This window comes from Mesorhizobium sp. M7A.F.Ca.US.014.04.1.1, assembly GCF_003998745.1.
Taxonomy (GTDB): Bacteria; Pseudomonadota; Alphaproteobacteria; order Rhizobiales; family Rhizobiaceae; genus Mesorhizobium; species Mesorhizobium ciceri.
This window is the reverse complement of record NZ_RZRW01000005.1, coordinates 1-14,073: the sequence shown is the minus strand read 5'-3', so window position 1 is coordinate 14,073 and position 14,073 is coordinate 1. Positions and strand designations below refer to the sequence as shown.

The following is a 14,073-nucleotide window of genomic DNA, read 5'->3' as shown; positions in this document are numbered from 1 at the left end:
CTTACCAGATACGATATGCGCCAGAGGTTCAATGGCCCGACTACCCTTGAATCATTTCAGCAGTTGAAGGATCACTCCCATGAACCCTGTCTATCTCGACAACAACGCAACGACGCGGGTTGATCCTGCAGTCGTTGGAGCGATGTTGCCTTTCTTTACGGAGCAATTTGGCAATCATTCGTCCATGCACGCCTATGGCGCATCGGTTGCTGAAGCCGTGAGAAAGGCGAGGCAACAGTTGCAAGCCCTCATCGGCGCGGGATTCGAGGACGAGATCATCTTCACCTCGGGCGGGACTGAAAGCGACAGTACAGCCATCCTTTCGGCGCTGGAGGTGATGCCCGACCGAACGGAAATAGTGACTTCCGCGGTTGAACATCCGGCCGTTCTGAAGTTGTGCGCGCACCTTGAGAAGACGCGCGGCGTCAAGGTGCACATTATCCCAGTCGATCACTACGGCCGGCTCGACCTGGACGCCTACAGAACCGCCCTCACCCCACAAGTGGCAATCGTCTCGATAATGTGGGCGAACAATGAGACCGGTACGATCTTTCCCGTGGTTAAGCTTGCCGATCTAGCCAGGGAAGTCGGCGCGCTTTTCCACACTGATGCAGTGCAGGCGGTCGGAAGGCTTCCGATTGAGCTGAAATCGACCGCGATCGACATGCTGTCGCTCTCCGCCCACAAGCTGCATGGTCCAAAGGGGATAGGCGCGCTTTATGTAAGACGTGGCGTGCGCTTCTCCTCCATGATCAAGGGTGGGCACCAAGAGCGCGACCGGCGTGCAGGCACTGAAAACACACCCGGCATAGTCGGACTGGGCATGGCGGCCGAACTCGCCTTGAAATTCATGGACGAGACAAAACGAATAAAATGGTTGCGCGACCGCCTTGAGAACGGGATCATCCAGCGCATCCCAAACACATCCATCAACGGCGATCCGCAAGAGCGATTGCCAAACACTGCAAACATTGGATTCGAAGGTATCGAAGGCGATGCAATTCCAATTGTCCTGAGCCGGCTGGGAATCGCCTGTTCCGCCGGGTCCGCCTGTGCCTCTGGCTCACTGGAACCGAGCCATGTTCTGATCGCTATGAACGCGGCATGTGGGGCAGTCCGCTTCTCCTTGTCGCGTGACAACGGCGAAGATGACGTAGACCGCGTGCTTGAGGTCCTGCCTGCGATCACCGAGAAGCTACGGGCCGTTCCCAGTGCTGGACTGTGCGGGCGAGGTGCAGAACAGCTTCATTCCGGCCCGGGTCCGAGCGGCACAATAGCCGACGAGCCGTGAGGTCTTCCTCAACGTGACGACCCTGCGCAAGGAGAGCAGTTAAACTCGGGGTCGCCTTCACCACTTCAGAAAAGCTTGAGATCGCCAAGTCTCTTGCCCAGCCGCCGTGCCAGAGGTCGGCACGCCGTCAGCAATGTCACCAATGCATCGACACCACAATTTCGCGCCGGGAGAATACAATGAACTGCTCCGCTGATAGCCGCCCGATCGATCGCACCGATATCCTAGCGCGACTGAAGGGCCTGTCGGCCGCGGAGGACTTCTTCGCCTGCCTTGACGTCTCCTACGACCCGAAAGTGATGAATGTCTCGCGGCTCCATATCATGAAGCGCGTGGGCCAATACCTTGCCGAAGAAGATTTCTCCGGTCTGCCTAACCAGGTAATCGCCGCGCGGGTGCGCGCCAAGCTGGAACGCGCCTACGAAGATTTCGCGACTTCCTCGCCGCTCACGCAACGTGTGTTCAAGGTGCTAAGGGACCACGATCCAAACATATGTCCCGCACCTGGCCGCGCCTTCGTCCCGCTCGACTCTGCACTGAAGCGGTTCGGAAAGTAATGAGCCCGACACGGCTGCGACGCGACAATGTCGAGAAGTCGACAAATCCAGTCCTCATGACGCCTCCTCGGAAGCAAACGAAGCCACCTTCTGGAATAGAGGCAGGAAGACGACTTGGCATGAACGATGCAGGCAATGAGGTGAACCGCCAAGCACGAATCCGGACTGGGAGCTTAGAGAAACCGCCAATGCATATCGTAGTCTGCATCAAGCAGGTGCCGGATTCGGCACAGATCCGCGTGCACCCGGTGACGAACACGATCATGCGTCAGGGTGTTCCGACCATCATCAATCCTTACGACCTGTTCGCCCTCGAAGAAGCGCTCAAACTGCGCGACGTTCATGGTGGCGAGGTTACTGTGCTCACAATGGGTCCGCCCATGGCGGAGGACTCGCTGCGAAAGGCGCTCGGTTACGGTGCTGACCGAGCAGTTCTCTTGACGGACCGCTATTTTGCCGGATCCGATACGCTGGCGACTTCCTTTGCTCTTTCGCAAGCAATCGCAAAAATTGGGGAGACTTTCGGCAGGCCGGACATCGTCTTCACCGGCAAGCAGACGATTGACGGCGATACCGCCCAGGTCGGACCGGGCATAGCCAAGCGCCTAGATTTATCGCAACTTACCTATGTCGCGAAGATTGCCTCCATCGATCTCGATACGCGAGAGATCGAAGTCGCTCGTCGCGCCGAAGGCGGCACCCAGTTGCTGAAGAGCAGACTCCCTTGCCTCATTACCATGCTGGAAGACACCAACGAAATCCGCCGGGGCTCGCTCCAGCAGGCTCTGTGCGCGGCGCGCAGCCAAGTCGTGAAGTGGACTGCAGCCGACGCCGGCATTGACGATCTCACCCGGTGCGGTCTGCGTGGCTCGCCTACAGTCGTCAAGCGTGTTTTCGCCCCCACCGCACGGGCAGAAAGGGCGGCGCAGATCGACACCGCGGAAAGGGGCTTGCAGGACATAGCCGATGAACTCATCGCCGATATCTTAACCCGCCGGCCGGCGCTGGAACATGAGCTGGCCTTCAACAGCGGCACGTGACGGCCAGGAGCAGAAAATGTCGACCGCAAGCCAAACTACCCCTCGCATTGCCCCCGGCCGTGCCGGTGTAAAGAAAGAACTTCCCGACCGTTTCAAAGACTACCGGCACGTGTGGGTCTTCCTCGAGCTCGAACGCGGCAATGTGCATCCTGTATCATTCGAACTGCTGGGCGAAGGCCGCAAATTAGCCGACAAGCTTGAAGTCCAGCTCGCGGGCGTCGTGCTGGGACCGCCGGGCGAGATGGTCGAGGACGCTGTTGCCGAGGCCTTCGCTTACGGGGCGGATCTTGTCTACATCGTCGATGCGCCGCCGCTCGCCGACTACCGGAACGAGCCGTTCGCCAAGGCGCTCACGGATCTGGTCAATACCCATAAACCCGAAATCCTCCTTCTCGGCGCGACCACACTGGGCAGGGATCTTGCAGGCTCGGTAGCGACGACCCTGCAGACGGGGCTCACGGCCGACTGCACCGAACTTGATGTAGATTCCGACGGTTCACTCGCCGCGACCCGTCCGACTTTTGGTGGCTCATTGTTGTGTACGATCTATACACTAAATTACCGGCCGCAAATGGCGACGGTGCGACCAAGGGTCATGCCTATGCCGCAACGGGTGGATAAGCCGGTCGGGCGTGTCATGCGGCACAAGCTGTCGCTCGTTGAGGACGATATCGTCACCAAAGTCCTCGGCTTCCTACCGGATAACCAGTCGGCAATGGCAAATCTTGCCTATGCGGATGTCGTGGTTGCGGGAGGCCTCGGTCTCGGAGCGGCGGAGAACCTTCAGCTTGTGAAGAATCTTGCCCGAGCGATCGGCGCCGAGCATGGCTGTTCGCGCCCCTTGGTCCAGAAGGGCTGGATGCCGGCTGATCGACAGATTGGACAAACTGGCAAGACCATTCGACCGAAGCTTTACATCGCGGCCGGAATTTCCGGCGCCATCCAGCACCGAGTTGGGGTCGAGGGGGCCGATCTCATCGTCGCGATCAACACCGATCCGAACGCGCCGATTTTCGAGTTCGCCCACCTCGGGATCGTCACGGATGCAATCCGCTTCCTGCCCGCACTGACGGAAGCCTTCACCCGGCGGCTGTCGCCGCACAGTCGAGACAAGCTTGCGAGTTGAGGGAGAGGACATGATTGAACAATTCGATGCCATTGTGGTCGGAGCCGGCATGTCTGGAAACGCAGCTGCTTACACTTTGGCAAGCCAGGGGCTGAAGGTCCTGCAGTTGGAGCGCGGGGAATATCCGGGCTCTAAGAACGTCCAGGGTGCCATAATGTACGCGAACATGCTGGAGAAGATCATCCCGGACTTCCGGGATGATGCGCCCCTCGAGCGGCACCTGGTCGAACAGCGACTTTGGGTGATGGACGACACGTCTCACACCGGAATTCATTACCGGTCGGACGACTTCAATGAGGCGAAACCCAACCGCTACACGATCATCCGCGCCCAGTTCGACAAATGGTTTTCCCGCAAGGTGCGCGAGGCTGGCGCGACGGTCCTGTGTGAGACGACCGCGACGGAACTCGTCCGTGATGGCAATGGCAAGGTGATCGGCGTCCGCACAGACCGGGCTGGCGGAGTGGTCTTCGCGAATGTGGTCGTTCTCGCAGAAGGGGTGTCGGGATTGCTTGGCACTCGCGCAGGCCTGCGCGAGATGCCGAAGCCGGAGACCGTGGCGATTGCCGTCAAGGAAATGCATTTCTTGCCCGAAGAGGTCATTGGCCAGCGGTTCGGGGTGAAGGGCGATGAAGGCTGCGTAATCGAGGCCGTGGGCACGATCTCTCGCAGCATGGCCGGGCTCGGCTTCCTTTACACCAATAAGGAGTCGATTTCACTCGGCATCGGCTGCCTGGTCTCGGATTTCGCCGCGACGATGGAGAGCCCGTCCGCCCTCCTGGATGCGATGAAAAACCATCCTTCGATCCGGCCGCTGATCGCTGGCTCGGAGGTGAAAGAATATGCCGCCCATCTTATCCCCGAAGGTGGTTACAGGGCCATTCCGCAGCTATTCGGCGACGGTTGGGTCATCGTCGGCGACGCAGCGCAACTGAACAATGCCATTCACCGTGAGGGTTCGAACCTTGCCATGACCTCGGGTCGTGTCGCGGCTGAGGCGATCATCAAAGTCAAAAGCCGCAACGGTCCTATGACCAAAGCGAACCTTGCGCTCTACAAGACGATGCTGGATGACTCCTTTGTGATCAAGGATCTTAAGAAATACAAGGACATGCCAGCCTTACTCCACACCAATTCCAGCAACTTTTTTGACAGCTATCCGCGGTTGATGTCGCATGCCGCTCAGACCTTCATGCGTGTCGACGGCACGCCGAAGATCGAGAAGGAAAAGAACACCACGGCCGCCTTCATCAACGCGCGCTCGCGCTGGGGGTTGGTCAGCGACGCGGTCCGCCTGGCATTGGCATGGCGCTGAAGAGGGTACAAGATGACGATCGCAGTGACGAAGGTTCGTGTCGAGGACAAACTTTACCAGAACCGCTATCTGGTCGATTCCGGCCGCCCCCATATCATAGTGCGACCGCACGACAAGCCAAGCGCGAACTTGCTTGCGTTGACCTACGTCTGTCCGGCGAAATGCTATGAGTTGAATGACAAGGGTCAAGTCGAGATCACCGCCGACGGCTGCATGGAATGCGGCACCTGCCGGATATTGTGCGAGAAAGGCGGCGACATCGAGTGGAACTATCCGCGCGGCGGCTTTGGTGTCCTGTTCAAGTTCGGATGATCAGCCGGTGCCAAGAGCATGCCGGCAGCGAGCAACTGCGGCACACCATGAGCCTCTCCATCCACTTGCAAAGAGCTAGTGAATATTGGGTTTCGCAATTCAAGTTTCCTCGACTTGGTAGGGGTATCCTCAGGCCACGGGGCGCCTGTGCCGGACTTACCACCGGTAACGTGGTCGAGCCCCTTTGGACAATGTCCGGCCATCGTGCCGGATGGCAGCCACAACGGCCGGTGAGCAAATGGAACGGCACAATCCATGATAAAGACGTATGTGCTAGTGCATGGTGCCTGGCATGGCGGATGGTGTTGGCGGGACGTCGCCGCCAATCTTCGCAAGATGGGATGCCACGTGACCACGCCTACCCAGACAGGTGTCGGCGAACGCGCACGTTTGCTGTGCAAGGACATCACGCCCGACACATTCGTGACCGACATCGTCAACCACATTGTAACGGAAGAGCTGAGCGATGTGATCCTTGTCGGTCACAGTCTAGGCGGCATCAGCATCACCGGCGCCGCCGACCGGATACCCGACCATATCAGCCATCTCGTTTATCTCGACGGCGCCATCGTCGAGAGCGGTCAAAGTGTATTCAGCACCATGCCCCCCGACATCGTCGCCGCCCGTCGAAAATTGGTTGCGGAGGAAGGACGGGGTATCTTCATGCCGACTCCGCCGCCAACAGCATTCGGCACTCCCGAGGGACACTCGCTCACGGACTGGGTGCGGCGCCGGATAACACCGCATCCGGCAGGCACCTACGAAAGCGGACTTAAGCTCGAGCACCCGCTCGGCAACGGCAGACCCCGAACCTATGTCGTCTGCACTAATCCACTCCACCCGCCGATGGCGGGAGCGCGAGAATGGGTCGCGAAGCAGGATGGCTGGGCGTGGCAGGAACTCGCCACTGGCCACGACGCAATGATCCTCGCGCCGACGGAAGTTGCTCTCCTTCTTAGCGCTGTCGGCTGAGGAACCAAGTAGGGGGAGCGGCGGCCGATTCTCAGGCCGTGGCCTTGAGCTCTGGTGCAAGGATGTAGGCCCAACGGGTCGTTCCGGTGGCGCCACCGAAACCACTAGGCGGGAGTGGCCTGTCCTGCCGACGTCGCAAGCTTGCGAGCGTTCCGCCGCGGCCGCAGCCCGTAGCGCCGGGCAACCTCCGAGATCACCGCGTCGGCTCCAGGGTCTCGGAGATGACTCCGTGCCTTGTCGTCCATCGACCAATGCCGCCGACCAACAGCGCCGTTGATCACCCTCGAAAACGCCGAGGCTGCCGCTCAGGGTCAATCGTAAGTTCAAGTTCAGACACAAGCCGATCTCCGATCCACCTCAGAATCGGCAGGCCCACAGATCGCGGGTCCTCCTGGAAGGACACAGCGCTTACCCTTGAAATATGGAGAACCATGGCTTTGCGCCGTCGGCAGTTGAGCTGATCTCGCAATGCTATTTCCCCGGCAACGTCCGCGAGCCGGAGAACTGCGTGCTTGGCGTTCTCCTCTGGAAGGAACCAATCTTTCGGAACGTGGCAATGTCATCGACGAGCTCTCACGGGCCAGCACGATGCCGGTTCGGCGCATCGGCGCCCGCCTGAACACGAGATGGCCACTTGCGATTCTAACGATACGGCCGGACGGGGGCTGGGACCGCGGCGGACGAAGCGTGACGGCTGATCGACACAATGGAGAAGGCCGGCTGGGTTCAGGCTAATGCGGCTCGAATTCTCGGCCTCAAGCTGCGACAAGTCGGCTAGGCGATACGCCGGCATAGTATCGAGGTGAAGGAACTTCTAAGAGCCTGATGAGCCAATCGTCAGGCCAGTGGTCTTGCGCGCCCTGTGCGCGACAAGGAGTGCTTCGTGCTTCTGAACGGATTTGGACTTGCACTGTCGCAAGCAGGACAAAATTGTGTCGCGCCGGCCTGACACAATGCGATATCGACCCGAATAGTGAACTGAAGCCGCTTTTTTCAGTTGGTATGGCTCTTGCACCTTGAACCGCGACGTTACCAGCAACGGAGCCGTTTGATGTCCTCACCGACAGTTTCGATTGAGGGGCCGACTAGCACGACATCCGAGGGTCTTCTGGCAGCCGCGAAATCCGGTGGCTGCGCATCGTCTTCCTACGGCTCGTCGCCGACCAGCCCGGGCGAAGAGGATCCGGCTATTTGGGAAAGGATCAAGGATCACCCCTGCTTTTCGGAGGAAGCGCATCATTATTTCGCGCGTATGCATGTGGCGGTCGCGCCGGCTTGCAATGTCCAGTGCAACTATTGCAATCGCAAATACGATTGCGCCAACGAGAGCCGGCCTGGTGTTGTGTCTGAGAAGTTGACGCCCGACCAAGCGCTACGCAAGGTCATCGCCGTTGCCAACAAAGTTCCGCAGCTTTCGGTTCTTGGCATCGCTGGGCCGGGGGATGCCTGTTACGATTGGGAGAAAACGAAGGCAACGTTCGACCGCGTCATCAGGGAAATCCCCGACATAAAGCTGTGCGTCTCCACTAATGGGCTCGTGCTGCCGGACCATGTCGCCGAGCTTGCCGAAATGAATGTTGATCACGTGACGATCACCATCAACATGGTCGACCCGGAAGTCGGCGCGAAGATCTATCCATGGATCTTTTATGAAAATCGCCGCTACTTCGGCATCGAAGCCGCTCGAATCTTGCACGCGCGGCAGATGCTGGGCCTGGAGATGCTGAGCGCGCGCGGCATCCTCACCAAAATCAACTCGGTGATGATTCCTGGAGTGAACGACCAGCACCTGTTTGAGGTGAACAAAATGGTCAGGGAGCGGGGCGCGTTTCTGCACAACGTGATGCCTCTGATTTCGGACCCGGCGCACGGTACCCACTACGGACTCATCGGGCAGCGCGGCCCAACGGCAACGGAGATGATGGCTCTTCAGGATCGACTTGAAGGTGGCGCCAAGTTGATGCGCCACTGCCGGCAGTGCCGGGCAGATGCTGTCGGCCTGCTCGGTGAAGATCGTGGCCAGGAATTCACGCTGGACGGTATTCCCGACGATGTCGCCTACGATGCTGGCAAGCGTCAGGCCTATCGGCAGGTGGTCGCACACGAGCGCCGTGATCATGAGGCGGCGAGGAGCGAGGCCATCGGTATGGTCAAGGCAACAGACTCCGAAAAGTCGCTTCTGGTTGCGGTGGCCACTAAGGGAGGTGGACGGGTCAACGAACACTTCGGCCACGCGAAGGAATTCCAGGTTTATGAAGTCTCGCCTAGAGGGATCAGCTTGGTCGGGCATCGGAAGGTCGAGCGGTATTGCCTCGGAGGCGGGGGCGAAGACGCCATCCTCGAGGGCGTCATCGCAGCGCTCGAAGGCATACACATAGTGCTATGCGCCAAGATCGGAAATCGCCCGAAGGAACAACTCTCGCGAGTTGGACTGCGCGTAACCGACGCCTATGGCCATGACTACATCGAGACCGCAGTCAGCGCACTTTACGCGGCAGAGTTTGGGATCAGACCACTAGCGGCGACGGCCTGAGCCGTCTCGTCCGATAACCAGGAGTTAGAATGGCTTTAAAGATCATCGCATCCCAATGTACCCAATGCGGGGCCTGCGAGTTCGAATGTCCTTCGGAAGCGATCAAGTTCAAGGGCGACGCCTATGTGATCGATCCAAACAAGTGCACCGAATGCAAGGAGGCCTTCGATACGCAGCAATGCGTGTCGGTCTGTCCGGTACCGAAAACCTGCGTTCCCGCTTGATTCCTACCGAAACGGTCGGGTTCGCCGCACGACGACGCCTGCAACCCGCGACCACAACAAAAGCCTCGAGAAAGGAATGGACAGCATGTGGTCCAGACGCGAACAGGAGGTCGAAATCGGCAGACCGCCACGGTTCATGCAGGGTGAGCGGGTCCGTGCGATACGCCACATAAAAAACGACGGCACCTATCCCGGCAAGGAGATCGGCGAAAACCTCGTGCGGAAGGGCGACGAAGGCTACGTGCGCGACATTGGAACCTTTCTCCAGCAATTCTTCATCTATGCGGTCGAATGGATCGATCGTGGCACGGTCGTCGGCATGCGAGCGCGCGAACTCATTAGCCTCGACAAAGTCGAGGTTCCCTGCGGAGCTGAAGGCATTTCCAACGGGGGAACAGCCGGATGAAAGTAATGATTCGCAGGACCGCTACTGGCTTGTCGGCTTATGTCCCCAAGAAGGATCTCGAAGAGCCGATCACCGAGATTGAGAACGCTGACTTATGGGGCGGGACCGTGACGCTCAGGAACGGTTGGCGGCTCATGCTGCCCGACCTTCCGCGCGACACGCGTTTGCCGATCACCGTCGAGGCGATGAAGATTTCCGACGGGGCCTGATGCCGGTGGGTTCAGTGGCGGAGAGGAAACGCGTATGAACACGATGCTGAGCTGGGACCATCTCGTCGTCGTCCGGGGCAGTTTTGCCAAAAAACTGATTGACCTGCTGAACGGCGCTCTCAAGGCCGATCGAGTGATCCCCTATCTCGGTCCTGGTCTTCTGCAGCTTAACCCACCGGAATCCCCTGTACCTTGCACCCCTGAAGATGTCGCCGCGGCCCTCAACAAGCGGGCGCCTGCCCCTTCCAGGATTCGCACCAATATGTGGTCGGTCGCGCAGTTTATCGAGCAGCGCCGACATCGTCGGACTCTCCAAGCGTGGATGGCGGAGATATTCGCAGCCCCCGCCGAGCCGACCGTTCTTCACGCCTGGCTCGCAACCCTTCAACTGTCTGTCATCATCGACAGCTGGTACGATGGCGCCATGCGAGCAGCCCTTGCAGAGGCCGGCCAAACAGACGTTGTCGAGATACAAGGAACGACGCGCGCGACCGGAATCGGTAACATCTGGACGAGAACTTACGATTTGTCAGGAACAGAACTCGAGGCCGAACAAGTGGCTAGGACGGTGCTCTATGCGCCGCACGGCAGCGTCAGGCCGGCGGCAAACTTCCTCGTGGCTGATTCCGATTACGTCGAAGTCCTAACCGAAATTGATATCCAGACGCCGATCCCGGACGCGGTGAAGCAACGGCGCGTCAACCGGGGTTTTTTCTTCGTGGGCTGCCGCTTCAACGATCAGATGCTGCGCACATATGCCAGACAGCTGATGAAGCGCTCCACTGGCCCACATTTTGCGGTGATCGATTCGGCTACGCTGACCAGAAACGAACGTCGTTTCCTTGCCGAAGGCGCAATCACGGTCATCGACATGCCGATCCGCAACGCCGCGGCTCGCCTCGTCGGGGTCGATGCTAGCCAGGATTAATGGCCGGCGATTGCTGGTGAGTCGCTGCTTGCCTCCAAGGGCGAAAACTCAGTTGGGAATACATTCGTGAGCAGTAATGCTAGTGGCAGCACAACGTAGGCTCTGAATTCGTTGGGCCATGTGAAAGGGTCCGCTGCTGCGGGACGTGAGCACGTTGCGGCGGCATTACGCACATGATCTTGTGACCCCCGTGGCAAAAGAACTGAAGCGCCCGAGTCGCGACAACATATGCAGCGCTCAATGGCTTCGACAAAAATTCGGCACAGTTTCGACAGTTCGCATGCACCTCCAGGGTCAACGAGGTTGATTATGCCTGTTTATGTGGGTCGGCCACGCGAGCAGGAATTCCCACTACCTTTGCCCCGGCGGGAACATCTCGTGTGACCACGCAGCCAGCGCCTACCACTGCATTATCACCAATCGTGACGCCAGGCAGAATGATTGCTCCACCGCCGATCCAGACACGGCTGCCAATGTGAACAGGACGCCCGACCTGCAGGCCGGCCTGCCGCTGCTCGGCATCATGTGGATGATCGGCGGTATAAATCTGCACAGCAGGCCCAATTGCCGTTCCTTGCCCGATTTTGACCTCTACCACGTCAAGAATAACGCAGTTGAAGTTGATGTAGGCATTGGCTCCAATGCGGATATTGAATCCGTAGTCGCAAAAAAAGGGCGGACGGATGACCGTTCCGCGCCCAACCTCTCCCAGCCGCTCGGACAAAAGCTCATGCCAATGCCCCGTGGTCTGCCCCAGCGTATCATTGTACCGCTTGAGCCAAGCCCCGGTTGCCAACAGGTCAGCTTGGATCTCCGGATCCGCCGCATTGTAAAACTCGCCTGCGAGCATCTTTTCTTTTTGGCTACGCATCATAGTCTCCCGTCAGGTCGTGTCCCGTACAGTGATGCAGGAACGCACATCAAACTGCCTCGGCAACTTTGTAACTCGATCTTGCCGGGCGCGCGGTCGGTCACGAGCCGGGGCGACAGTTTCGTCTCGACCAACTTCCAAGAATTTGGATATCGGAGATCAACCGGTCGCAGGGGCCAATACCTGACGAAGTCGGCAACTGTCCAGCGGTCGAACTCACTTTCATGCCCATCTCAGATTGCGTGATATCGAGCGGTAAGCCATCAGCTAATGTATCGACCAGGTCCCGCCAGAGGATTACTCCTTTTTAGTTTGTCAGTCGCAGAGCCCCAGTACGACTGGTGGTAGAAAGCACACGGCCGGAATCTTGGCAGCGCTGTTCACACCCACTTCGTAAGCCTGGCCGATGGGCTCGGCGCCAGAGCACCAATGCTTGACCTGCTCCAGCTCTTGCTCGGCGGGTTGTTTCAGAGACGCTTGATCTCGATACCGCGTTTTCTCAGCACGTAGCCGATCTGGCGCGGGGTCAAACCGAGCAGGCGCGCCGCCTTTGCCTGCACCCAGCCACACTTTTCCATGGCAGCAATGACCGTATCGGCATCGGGCACCCTACCACGAGTCGTGGCAGGGCCTATCGGCGCTTGCCCGTCGCCGACGGGCGGGGCGGCACAGGCGGCGGAAGGCTCGATCGTAGTCGACTTCTCTGACGTCGGCTGTCCGTTCTTCCACAGCGCCGCGGCCAAGCACTGATCCGCGTAACAGGCAAAGTCAGTTCTGAGGATTGATGGACCCGTCGCCAGAACTGCCGTCCGTTGAACGCAGTTTTCGAGCTCTCGGATGTTACCTGGAAATTCGCAGTTCATTAGCACCTCAATCGCTTCGGGAGCGAAGGTCAGCGTGTGATCATTCTCAGTATTGAAATTCTTGAGAAACTGAGCGGCCAAGAGCGGAATATCACCTCGCCTTTCGCGCAATGCCGGCACGCGTAAAGTGACGACGTTGATGCGATAATAGAGGTCTTGCCGGAACTCCTTGCGTTGAACTGCCGTTTCCAAGTCCCTGTTCGTTGCGGCAATCACGCGAACATCAACTTTAATGGTGTGGTTGCTGCCGACGCGCTCAAACTCCTGCCCCTGCAGGACACGCAGCAGCTTAGCCTGGAACGAACCTGATATTTCGCCAATCTCGTCCAGAAACAATGTGCCTTTGTCGGCAGCCTCAAAGCGCCCCTTGCGCAAACTGCTCGCGTCGGTGAAGGCACCCTTCTCATGACCGAACAAGTCAGATTCCAGAAGCGTCTCGGTGAGCGCCGCGCAATTGACCTTGATGAAGGGCTGCTTGGCGCGAGGCGAGAGCTCGTGAATGGCTTTGGCAACCAGCTCCTTGCCGGTTCCGGATTCACCTCGCAACAGGACCGTAGTCTTCGCCTTGGCCACCTTGACAAGGTGCTCACGCAGCTTGCGCAGCGCCTGACTATCGCCAAGCATCTCCTTGCTGATCTTTTTACGTTCCATTTGGCAGCCCATCCCACTCCGCCCCCCGCCGGTAGAACTGCACTGGACGGTGAGCTGTGTTGTATTTCGCCATCATCATTCTCGATCTCACCTTTGTTGCTTCGAAATTTCCGGCGCGCGGACCCCCTCGGCAAATGGCAATGGCGCCTGAGCATCGTTGTCTTTCACCAGGACGAGCGTCTTCTCCTCCGTGCGGGCGCCCGCAATATGCGCGCTTGTTTGCGCAGGCCTTTACTCGACCGGTCGCCGTTCTGTCCGGCTTCTGCCGCACCGCAGCCTGCAAACCCATCCTTGACAAGAAAGGAGGGGAGTCAATCGAGCTCTCCTTGCATTCGTGCAAGGAAAATTGTCAGTTTGATAGAATTCTATCAAAACGGCAGAAACGCCCCGCCCCCAATTTGGCTGTACCTGCGGCGTTCAGCTTACGTGACGACATGTGCGGACTTGTCCCAATTGCCGTCCGAGTTGTGCGGGAAACAGTAGCCGCTGCGCTGTTCGCTTCAACCGCGTGATGCCGCTGACAGTAGAGGCGGCGGCTCGTCGAGCGAGGCTTCATTGTTCGGCTACTAAAGCGGCTGTGCTTTGGTGGGAGTTGGTTTCGCCCAAGTTCTGGGCCTGGGGGCGTCTAGCCCGTTTCGCCGCACAGGCTCCTCCCACATCGTCGAGGCCGAGAAGGAGGGACCCCACAGCCCTCCCTGTATCACAATGCCCCGCCCCTCAAGCAGCTAGATACGACAGGTGACCTCGAATGAGGCGTCTTGCATGGCTTCTACAC

Annotated in this window: 14 protein-coding genes and 2 pseudogenes; 14 read left to right on the top strand and 2 right to left on the bottom strand. The window is 58.8% G+C overall.

Annotated features, from left to right (window positions below):
* Positions 1-79 precede the first annotated feature (79 nt).
* The 13 genes and pseudogenes from nifS (at position 80) to EOA22_RS00790 (ending at position 10,913) form a co-directional block, all read left to right on the top strand.
* On the top strand, positions 80-1,291 hold the full coding sequence (gene nifS, locus EOA22_RS00855; RefSeq protein ID WP_063169388.1) for a cysteine desulfurase NifS: 1,212 nt from the start codon (positions 80-82) through the stop codon (positions 1,289-1,291).
* A 179-nt stretch (positions 1,292-1,470) separates the two neighbouring features.
* Positions 1,471-1,848: a nitrogenase stabilizing/protective protein NifW gene (gene nifW, locus EOA22_RS00850; protein ID WP_063169389.1), complete on the top strand. Its 378-nt coding sequence runs from the start codon at positions 1,471-1,473 to the stop codon at positions 1,846-1,848.
* A gap of 188 nt (positions 1,849-2,036) precedes the next feature.
* The gene (locus EOA22_RS00845; RefSeq protein WP_063169390.1) at positions 2,037-2,888 is read left to right on the top strand and encodes an electron transfer flavoprotein subunit beta/FixA family protein; all 852 of its coding nucleotides are present in this window, start codon (positions 2,037-2,039) and stop codon (positions 2,886-2,888) included.
* A gap of 16 nt (positions 2,889-2,904) precedes the next feature.
* Entirely contained in the window at positions 2,905-4,014 is a 1,110-nt protein-coding gene (locus tag EOA22_RS00840; protein WP_024505237.1) for an electron transfer flavoprotein subunit alpha/FixB family protein, read from the top strand.
* Positions 4,015-4,024: 10 nt separating this feature from the next.
* Positions 4,025-5,329: an FAD-binding protein gene (locus EOA22_RS00835; RefSeq protein WP_063169391.1), complete on the top strand. Its 1,305-nt coding sequence runs from the start codon at positions 4,025-4,027 to the stop codon at positions 5,327-5,329.
* 12 nt (positions 5,330-5,341) lie between these two features.
* Positions 5,342-5,641 carry a ferredoxin family protein gene (locus EOA22_RS00830; RefSeq protein WP_024505235.1) on the top strand — a complete coding sequence of 100 codons (300 nt, stop codon included), beginning with the start codon at positions 5,342-5,344 and terminating at the stop codon, positions 5,639-5,641.
* Between the two features lie 255 nt (positions 5,642-5,896).
* Complete coding sequence (locus tag EOA22_RS00825; RefSeq protein ID WP_063169392.1) at positions 5,897-6,613, top strand: alpha/beta fold hydrolase; 717 nt, start codon at positions 5,897-5,899, stop codon at positions 6,611-6,613.
* Positions 6,614-7,304: 691 nt separating this feature from the next.
* Positions 7,305-7,391: pseudogene (locus EOA22_RS00815) on the top strand (helix-turn-helix domain-containing protein); the annotation flags it as partial.
* A gap of 273 nt (positions 7,392-7,664) precedes the next feature.
* Complete coding sequence (gene nifB / locus EOA22_RS00810) at positions 7,665-9,146, top strand: nitrogenase cofactor biosynthesis protein NifB (protein ID WP_063169393.1); 1,482 nt, start codon at positions 7,665-7,667, stop codon at positions 9,144-9,146.
* A gap of 29 nt (positions 9,147-9,175) precedes the next feature.
* Complete coding sequence (locus tag EOA22_RS00805; RefSeq protein WP_024505232.1) at positions 9,176-9,370, top strand: 4Fe-4S binding protein; 195 nt, start codon at positions 9,176-9,178, stop codon at positions 9,368-9,370.
* A gap of 85 nt (positions 9,371-9,455) precedes the next feature.
* Positions 9,456-9,776 carry a nitrogen fixation protein NifZ gene (locus EOA22_RS00800; RefSeq protein WP_024505231.1) on the top strand — a complete coding sequence of 107 codons (321 nt, stop codon included), beginning with the start codon at positions 9,456-9,458 and terminating at the stop codon, positions 9,774-9,776.
* The gene (gene nifT / locus EOA22_RS00795; RefSeq protein ID WP_024505230.1) at positions 9,773-9,985 is read left to right on the top strand and encodes a putative nitrogen fixation protein NifT; all 213 of its coding nucleotides are present in this window, start codon (positions 9,773-9,775) and stop codon (positions 9,983-9,985) included. Before EOA22_RS00800 ends, nifT begins: the two co-directional genes overlap by 4 nt.
* Positions 9,986-10,019: 34 nt before the next feature.
* Entirely contained in the window at positions 10,020-10,913 is an 894-nt protein-coding gene (locus tag EOA22_RS00790; protein ID WP_024505229.1) for an SIR2 family protein, read from the top strand.
* Positions 10,914-11,220: 307 nt separating this feature from the next.
* Here the strand turns inward: EOA22_RS00790 and EOA22_RS00785 are convergent, their stop codons facing one another.
* The gene (locus EOA22_RS00785) at positions 11,221-11,787 is read right to left on the bottom strand and encodes a sugar O-acetyltransferase (protein ID WP_024505228.1); all 567 of its coding nucleotides are present in this window, start codon (positions 11,785-11,787) and stop codon (positions 11,221-11,223) included.
* Positions 11,788-12,251: 464 nt separating this feature from the next.
* A pseudogene (nifA, locus tag EOA22_RS00780) lies at positions 12,252-13,295 on the bottom strand (nif-specific transcriptional activator NifA); the annotation flags it as partial.
* A 62-nt stretch (positions 13,296-13,357) separates the two neighbouring features.
* Between nifA and EOA22_RS38020 the strand changes: the two are divergent.
* Positions 13,358-13,810, top strand: coding sequence for a hypothetical protein (locus tag EOA22_RS38020; protein ID WP_127262932.1), 453 nt, complete (start codon positions 13,358-13,360; stop codon positions 13,808-13,810).
* Positions 13,811-14,073 lie beyond the last annotated feature (263 nt).

Coding starts and splice junctions, on each gene's coding strand:
- EOA22_RS00845 (WP_063169390.1), top strand. CDS start 2,037: ATGCATATCGTAGTCTGCATCAAGCAGGTGCCGGATTCGGCACAGATC.
- nifT (WP_024505230.1), top strand. CDS start 9,773: ATGAAAGTAATGATTCGCAGGACCGCTACTGGCTTGTCGGCTTATGTC.
- EOA22_RS00790 (WP_024505229.1), top strand. CDS start 10,020: ATGAACACGATGCTGAGCTGGGACCATCTCGTCGTCGTCCGGGGCAGT.
- EOA22_RS00840 (WP_024505237.1), top strand. CDS start 2,905: ATGTCGACCGCAAGCCAAACTACCCCTCGCATTGCCCCCGGCCGTGCC.
- nifS (WP_063169388.1), top strand. CDS start 80: ATGAACCCTGTCTATCTCGACAACAACGCAACGACGCGGGTTGATCCT.
- nifW (WP_063169389.1), top strand. CDS start 1,471: ATGAACTGCTCCGCTGATAGCCGCCCGATCGATCGCACCGATATCCTA.
- EOA22_RS00830 (WP_024505235.1), top strand. CDS start 5,342: ATGACGATCGCAGTGACGAAGGTTCGTGTCGAGGACAAACTTTACCAG.
- EOA22_RS00800 (WP_024505231.1), top strand. CDS start 9,456: ATGTGGTCCAGACGCGAACAGGAGGTCGAAATCGGCAGACCGCCACGG.
- nifB (WP_063169393.1), top strand. CDS start 7,665: ATGTCCTCACCGACAGTTTCGATTGAGGGGCCGACTAGCACGACATCC.
- EOA22_RS00785 (WP_024505228.1), bottom strand. CDS start 11,787: ATGATGCGTAGCCAAAAAGAAAAGATGCTCGCAGGCGAGTTTTACAAT.
- EOA22_RS00805 (WP_024505232.1), top strand. CDS start 9,176: ATGGCTTTAAAGATCATCGCATCCCAATGTACCCAATGCGGGGCCTGC.
- EOA22_RS00835 (WP_063169391.1), top strand. CDS start 4,025: ATGATTGAACAATTCGATGCCATTGTGGTCGGAGCCGGCATGTCTGGA.
- EOA22_RS00825 (WP_063169392.1), top strand. CDS start 5,897: ATGATAAAGACGTATGTGCTAGTGCATGGTGCCTGGCATGGCGGATGG.